Annotated in this window: 4 protein-coding genes and 2 pseudogenes; 5 read left to right on the top strand and 1 reads right to left on the bottom strand. The window is 62.8% G+C overall.

Going from position 1 to position 7,474, the window contains the following annotated elements:
• Positions 1–82: 82 nt before the first annotated feature.
• Positions 83–937, bottom strand: a pseudogene (locus EG244_RS13860) (transposase); the annotation flags it as partial.
• A 63-nt stretch (positions 938–1,000) separates the two neighbouring features.
• Between EG244_RS13860 and EG244_RS20985 the strand changes: the two are divergent.
• The 5 genes and pseudogenes from EG244_RS20985 to EG244_RS13835 all read left to right on the top strand — a co-directional run.
• Positions 1,001–1,170 (top strand): annotated as a pseudogene (locus EG244_RS20985) (IS481 family transposase); the annotation flags it as partial.
• A gap of 626 nt (positions 1,171–1,796) precedes the next feature.
• Positions 1,797–3,173 (top strand): hemolysin family protein, encoded by a 1,377-nt coding sequence (locus EG244_RS13850; protein WP_124965585.1) that lies wholly within the window; start codon positions 1,797–1,799, stop codon positions 3,171–3,173.
• Positions 3,170–4,216, top strand: a complete 1,047-nt coding sequence (locus tag EG244_RS13845) for a CNNM domain-containing protein (protein WP_199737973.1) — start codon at positions 3,170–3,172, stop codon at positions 4,214–4,216. The genes EG244_RS13850 and EG244_RS13845 overlap by 4 nt, the downstream gene beginning before the upstream one ends.
• A 1,183-nt stretch (positions 4,217–5,399) precedes the next feature.
• Entirely contained in the window at positions 5,400–6,071 is a 672-nt protein-coding gene (locus EG244_RS13840) for a 16S rRNA pseudouridine(516) synthase (protein WP_233589011.1), read from the top strand.
• Between the two features lie 719 nt (positions 6,072–6,790).
• Positions 6,791–7,468 carry a GntR family transcriptional regulator gene (locus EG244_RS13835; protein ID WP_124965583.1) on the top strand — a complete coding sequence of 226 codons (678 nt, stop codon included), beginning with the start codon at positions 6,791–6,793 and terminating at the stop codon, positions 7,466–7,468.
• Positions 7,469–7,474 lie beyond the last annotated feature (6 nt).

Below are 7,474 nucleotides of genomic sequence, written 5' to 3'. Positions count from 1 at the left end.
AAACCGCAACCGCCTGAGTGTCCGGTGAAACGGGGGCCAATACAATCACCCGAGGCTGGAGCTTTCGGGTGTTTGGCCGGGGCTCGGGCCGGAAGTGGCGCCCCGGGATCGCAGTGTCCGGGATCGCTGCGGGGCATTCCCGAGTGACGTCGTCGACCACGTTGAGGCCCCGGAAGCGATGACCGCCCGCGAACTGGTCAGGAACGAACCGAAGGTCCGCGAAGCGAAATCCAGCGACCAGCGCGCCTTGGGCAGCGCCTCGACCAGGATCGGGGCGCGTGTCCTGATCGCCTTTCGCCGGGCCTTCCGCCTGCGCACCGTCAGGCCTTCCTCGCGGCAGAGCCGACAGATCCGATTGATCCCGGAAGGCTCGCCTTCGCGCCGCAGCAGCACGAAGAGCCGCCGATAGCCGAACCTTCTGGCTCGTTGGCCACAACTCCCGCAACCGCCCAGGTAGCACCGTGTCCGGTTCAGGCCGGGCCCGGTAGCGGACCATTTTGCGATCAGCCCCGGCCATCTGACACGCCCCTGCTGCGCGACAAACAGTCCCCCGGACCGTTTGTTTCACGCTTGCAGGTCCGAGAGCCCGGGTAAGGACGTCAAATGCGCGACCGCCCCGCGCTTCACGGGTTCGCCATGGCCTTGAACCAGTGGCGGCTCATGGCTCACCGTCACCAGTTTTTGAAACCAGTTCCTTCATCGCGGTGAGATCGGGCCTCTGTTCCGCCGGCAGCGTCTTCAGCCTGGCGTTCTCATCTTCCGGTGTCTTCAGGCGCTTTGCCTCCGATACCGTCATGCCGCCGAATTTGGCCTTCCGGTTACAGAAGGTGCCTTCCGACAGGCCGTGACGGCGGTAAAGGTCAGCGCATTTTGCACCTGCCTCGTGCTCGGCCAGAAGGCCGATGATCTGTTCGTCCGTGAATCTCGTTCGCTTCATTGCCGGCCTCAAGCCGGGCCGGGTTCTCATCAACGGTGGAGAACAAATCCCGTGGCAGGTCATCTGCAACCGAGCATCCCAAATCTCAGCTGGCCGGCCTTTCATCGCTATCTGCAGCGTCAGGGATTCCACGCCCTGAGGGTGTCGGCGGCGACAAGCCCAGGCGGCAGAAATTCAAGCGCACCCCGATTGGCTTTTTCCACATCGATATTGCCGAGGTGCAGACTGCGGAAATATGAGGCGGATCAGCAAACGATCCGGGGGATTGTTTTCCCGTTGAACGGTTAAACGCTTCTATTACGAGGAGCATGGCCAGCTTAAAGCTACACCCTGCGTCGGGGTTGACGGTCGACGGGACTGTTACTGATCCCTCCACACCTCCAACTGCGCGCGCCGACGTCAGACAGTAAATCGCAGCGGGGAAATGAAGTCCGGGCGGCCTCTGCCCTGAGGGGCGGGGTCGTTACGCAGCCACGGCGGGCACGGATCTTTTATTCCCCTTCGCAGGAGTTCCGAAGGTATCCGTGCTCAGGGTGGATCTTCCCCCTGGCATATCGAAATTCCCGCTCCGGGCGGAGGCGCTGTTGGCGACCTTATGGAGCAGGGATCAGAGTGGCGGGAGAGTGACGGATTAGCGCCTCGCATAAGACGAAGTGCGTCATCAGACAGCGGGCTGGCCGTGGCGGATTTTCCGGGGCCCGCCAGCACCGCTGAGCCTGCAGATTTTATCTCTGCCGTTCCTTTCCGTCGGGAGACAGGATAACCACATACCTATCCGCAACAACATGGGCGTTCCAAAGGTGAACCGAAGTACCCCACCCTACTCTAGACCGCTTCAGTCGCAGCTTAAGGTGATGCTGTGATTGAAGCTCTTCTTCTTCTTGCGTTCGGTCTTGCTGTTATTATAGCGAATATCGCGGCTACAGCCTATTTTGTGGCTCAGGAGTTCGCGTATATGTCGGTTGACAGAACGCGGCTTGCGGTCAGTGCCGCTGAGGGTGACACCTCCGCCAAACGCGCGCTGGATGTGACCAAACGCACCAGCTTTATGCTCTCGGGCGCTCAGCTCGGGATTACCATCAGCGGTCTGCTTGTCGGCTTCCTTGCCGAGCCGATGGTCGGTGAACCCCTGGGCGTCCTGCTGGGTGGCCTTGGTGTGTCCCCCGGCATGGGCGTCACCATTGGCACGCTTGTCTCGCTGAGTGTGGCGACCGTGGCGATGATGATTTTTGGCGAGCTTTATCCCAAAAACCTCGCCATCGCAAAGCCCCAGCCTCTGGCTCAGAGCCTTGCGCGGTCCACGCTGATTTACCTGAAGGTCTTTGGCCCGCTGATCGCCTTTTTCGATTTTTCGGCCAATGTCTTCCTGCGCCTGCTGCGGATCGAGCCGGTGCATGACCTTGACGTCAGCGCCACGGCGGAAGATCTGCCCCGGATCATCGCGGATTCGCGTGAAAGCGGCGATCTGCCTGTTGAGCAGTCCCTGATGATGGACCGCATTCTCGATTTTCCCAATCAGAATGTGGAACACGCGATGGTGCCGCGCTCGCAGGTGGGCTCGGTGAGCACCAGCACGACCCTTGGGGAGCTGCAGGCTCTGATGTCGCGCGCGCACAGCCGCTACCCGGTGCTCGACGGCTCGGATACGCCCGTGGGCGTGGTCCATCTGTCTGATGTCCTTGCGGGCATGGATATGGCCGATCCTGAGGCTTCGGTGCAGACGATCATGCGCCCGGCGACGGTGATCCCGACGCTGATGCCTTTGCCCGATGCGCTGGAGTATCTGATCAGCTCGGACAATCAGCTGGCCTGTGTCATCGATGAATATGGCGGCTTCTCCGGCGTTTTGACCCTTGAGGATCTGGCCATGGAGATCGTTGGCGAAATCACCGATGAGCATGACCTCGAAGCCCCCGATGCCATTACCCCGGACGGGGACAATATCTGGGTGATGGACGGGGATGTTCACCTCGACGAGGTACACCGGGCCATCGAATATGATCTGCCCGAAACTGAGGCAGAGACCATCGCCGGCCTGCTCATTGATGAGCTCGGCGCATTGCCGGCGGTCGGCGCGCGCGTGTCCATCGGGCTGCCGACAGATCCCGCAGAGCTGGTTTCCGATGAGCCCATGCGCCGCTGGCTTGAGGCCGATGTCCTTGAGGTGGAGCGCCATGTGCCCACCCGCATTCGTCTGACCCTGATGGAAGCTGCAATGACGGAGGACACAGAATGATGAAAGACCCCGTCATTGTCACTGTGATCACCCTCGTGCTAATCGCCTTAAGTGCGCTGTTTGTGATCATCGAATTTGCCCTCCTCGGGGCACGTCGTCACCGTCTGGAAGAGCTGGCCCCCGAGAGCCTCTCGGCGCGTTCGGCCCTGCGCGGCATGAACGATCTGACCATGATGCTGGCGCTGGCGCAGCTTGGGATCACGGCCTGCACCTTCGCACTTGGGGCCATCACCAAGCCTGCGGTGGATGGCTGGATTGAACCTGTGCTGTTGTCGGCCGGTTTGCCGGGCTGGATCGCCGGTGGCTCTTCCTTTGCGATGGCCTTGTTCGTGGTCACCTTCCTGCACCTTGTGGTGGGGGAAATGGCCCCGAAGTCCTGGGCAATCGCGCATCCCGAGCGGTCGGCCCGTTCCATCGGTGTGATCGCTCAGGCGCTCGCCTGGCCGCTGCGTCCGCTGCTGCACTGGATGAACGTGATCGCCAACAGTCTGGTACGCGCCTCTGGTGTTGAGCCGGTGGAAAGTGCGGCTGTTGGCGGGCGTGATATCGCGACCATCCGGCAACTGGTGGAGCATTCGGCGAAAGTCGGCGCTCTGGAGCCGGGGATGGAGCGTCAGCTGTCGGGCTTTATCGGGCTCAGCAGCATGCCGGTGAGCGATCTGATCGCCAAAGGCGCGCGCGTGATCTCGGTTCCCGCGACGGCCAAGGCTTCCGATGTGCGCGCCGCAGCGCGTCAGTCCGGGCATATGCGCATCCTGATGGAAGCGGGTCGGGGTAAGCCCATGTCATTCATTCATGTGCGTGACACCCTGATGATGGCCGATGAGGCGCAGGCTTCAACGGTTGCACGCCCGGCCCTCAGCCTTGACGCGCAGATGCCGGTCTATGAGGCACTGGCCCGTCTGCGCGGTGCAGGGGTGCAGATTGCCACCGTGAAGCGCGGCAGTGAGTTGTGCGGTATCATCACCCTGGCCGATATCCTCAGACTGGTGCTGCCGGCGGGGATTGCGGTGACCAAAGAAGCGACCCCGGGTCCGGCCTGATCAAAACCCGGCCGGGCCTGAGGCTCAAACGGTTCCATCACTGCGCCCGCCGATCATGGCGGGCGCAGTGTCGTTTCCGGAGCGGCCCTGACAGAGGGATGACCGCTACGGTCGGGCATCGGCTGCAGCAAAGCGTTGCGCTTTCCTTTCGTGTTTGTTCCTGCCCTTTGTGGTGGGAGCCTCTCGCGGGAAGGCAAGAAAGCTCCTCCGGACACGCGCGTCATGGAAGCGCCGGGATGAGCCATCGGGACGTCTCTGCGACGGCACGCCCGCATAATCGCAGCCCGAAAGCCCGTCTGCCCCTGGTCCGGGGGCGGGGTTGAGGCGCGGTTTCGGCTGGAAGCCGGGGGAGCCAGCAATCGGGCATTTTTTGCCCGGGCGACTGACCCTGCCAGGTTGCAGTGCTTGCGGGAACCGGTCAATCTGCGGTGATAAGGCTGCCTCATAAGGCCGGTCGGAAGACGGCGGCAAAGCCGCGCGCTATGTCCTGACCGGCTGAGCCATTTCTGCGCAGTCGGTACGCGCCTGAGGGTGGCAGGCCTCAGCCAGCCTCGAAATATTATTCAGGGCCGATGGGTTTCAACATGATCTGCAAAGCGCATGGCATTGCGCATCGGCGGACGAAGCCCAACCCCTCTCCGGGGTTTAATGAAGCAGAAAACCGTCCGGGCCTGCGCGGGTTCAGCTTTTGCTCGGAGTGGCAGCGGTGCTGCGACTGTGTTTCCGCGACGCATGCTCAGGTCGGGCAGAGGGGCCACAGCTCAGGGGGGGCTGGGGTGGCACGCTGCCCGTATCAGGCTCATCCCCATCCCGGCGCATAGGTCGCGGGCAATATGGCCGGCTGTTGCGATGCCCGCGGCCCTTCGTCCCGCAACCGCCTCACGCCATACGAGTGCCGTCGCAAAATCCTGACTTCAGCGCCGAAACGATCCGCGGTATAGCGGGGTTGATCGCCAGACAGCTGCTTTACGCCTCTGCAGCTCAGACCCCGGGCGGCGTGTCACAGGGGGCGGGGCAGGAAACCGTGGCGCGCGGGGTTTCTCTTGGCGGGGTTCCGTGATGAATGGGGGCAGGCGGCCTGCGGGCCTGAAGAAAGGGATCTGTCATGGCCAAAACACCCAGTGTGCGCGTCGATAAGTTATTGTCCTCCATGGGATATGGATCCCGCAAGGAGATGGCCCGCATGGCTGGGGCAGGCGGGATCCTGCTGGACGGCGAGGATCTGACCGATGTCTCGGCGCGCATTCCCGTCACTGCCGATCTGCCGCAGCGCCTGGAAATCGACGGCGAACCGCTGGATCCGCTTGCGGGGCTTGTGATCCTGATGAACAAACCGCTTGGGATGACCTGCTCGCATAAAGAAGACGGCGGGCTGGTCTATGATCTGCTGCCGATCCGCTGGCGCTCTCGTGATCCGGCGATTTCGACCATCGGGCGGCTGGACAAACAGACCTCAGGCCTTTTGCTGCTGACCGATGACGGCGAGCTTTTGCACCGTGTCATCAGCCCGAAACGGCAGGTCCGCAAGACCTATTTCGCGACGCTGGCGCGACCGCTTGCGGGCAATGAGGCGGATATCTTTGCCTCTGGCACGCTGATGCTTGAGGCGGAGACCAAACCCCTGGCCCCGGCGCAGCTTGAGGTCCTCTCACCGACTGAGGCGCGGCTGGCCATCACCGAGGGGCGCTATCATCAGGTGCGCCGGATGTTTGCCGCCGTTGGCAATCACGTCGTGGCGCTGCACCGCGAAAGCCTTGGCGCGCTGAGCCTGCCGGAGGATCTGGCGCCGGGAACCTGGAAGCTGCTGACCGCGGCAGAGATCGCCATGATCTTTGACGGCGGCGAGACGCGCTGAGCGCAGAGCATCCCCGCCCGACGGGCTTTGGTTTCGCATCAGCCCCTGCCGTTCTGACGGGGCGGTGTATCAGATCCGCGCGTTAGATGCCGGCTGCGGGCGCAGCCGGTCTTTTGGATCAGGTCTTCGCGCCCCGAAAAGCCAGGGGCTAAGCTCGTCGGCGCCCATGCGCAGGGTGGGCGTGATCTGCGAAGGTCAGCTCAAGTCCCCGGCCCCGGCCCCAAGGCATGTCATCGCCGGAGAGCGGGGCAAACCCGCAACAAGGGCCGAAGCCGCCTGGCTGGATTTCCCAACCAGGCGGGCGATCTCGTCTTCCCCGGCATCGTTACCATCAACCGATATAATTTCCCCGGCACGGCCGGGATCCCGGCCGCTGGCTGCGCCTGAAGCGGCAAAGGGTCATCCCGGCTGCAGCTGATCTGCGACATGACGCTGTTTAAGGGGGCAAAATCAGGCGGCGATGCCTCCCTCTGAGGAGGTGAAATTTGCACGCCGAAACACAATCCTGATCTGCCACCTGAGACTGCCGCCCGATGCCATAACGGACTTTTCTGAGATGCCACCCTGGCAGAAGGTGCCGGGGGCGGCATCCTGACCTGCAGGGTCATCCTGCCTGCGGCGCGATAGCCGGAGGCAGGAAATTTATTGCCTGTCAAACACTCACAGGCAGAAGATCAGAGACTTGACGAAATTGTATTCGATTGGATACAATAGGATACATGACAGATTCAACCAGTTCCGCTGCCGACGCGACGCCCAATGGGGTCGTTGTTTATCGCCGCCTTCTTGAGGAGATCGGCGACGGGATCCTTGCGCCGGGTGCCAGGCTGCGGGAGGTGGATCTGGCGGCGCGGCTGGGCTATTCGCGCACACCAGTGCGCGAGGCGATCCGGCTTCTGGAAAGCGACGGGCTTGTTGTGCATCTGCCCCGCCAGGGGGCGGCGATCCGTGTGCTCGATTATGCTGAGGTGATGGAGCTTTATGAGATGCGGATGGTGCTGGAGGGCACCGCCGCACGCCTCGCCGCCCGGATGGCGGGGGAGGCTGAGCTGCGCCAGCTGCAGGCGCTCAATGAGGACTTCCGCAACGCGCCCGATGAGGCCCGCGCCGTGGTCCTTAATCGCCAGTTCCACCAGATGCTGCTGGAAGCGGCCCGCAACCGCTTTTTGCAGCGCTCTGTCCGGGGGCTGCAAAAGACCATGCTGATTTTGGGCAAAACCACGCTCCACGACCTCGACCGCACGCGTCTGGCCGCGCAGGAGCATGACACCATTCTGGCGGCGCTGTGTGCCCGTGACGGGATCGCGGCAGAGGCCGCGATGCGCGCGCATATGGAGGCCGCCCAGGTGGCACGGCTGCACATGCTGCGCGCCTTCAGCCCGACCATTGAGGATTAGACCCGT

The organism is Falsigemmobacter faecalis, assembly GCF_003863335.1.
In the GTDB taxonomy this organism is placed as follows: Bacteria; Pseudomonadota; Alphaproteobacteria; order Rhodobacterales; family Rhodobacteraceae; genus Wagnerdoeblera; species Wagnerdoeblera faecalis.
The sequence above is the reverse complement of the archived record's forward strand: the minus strand, read 5'-3'. Positions and strand labels throughout refer to the sequence as shown.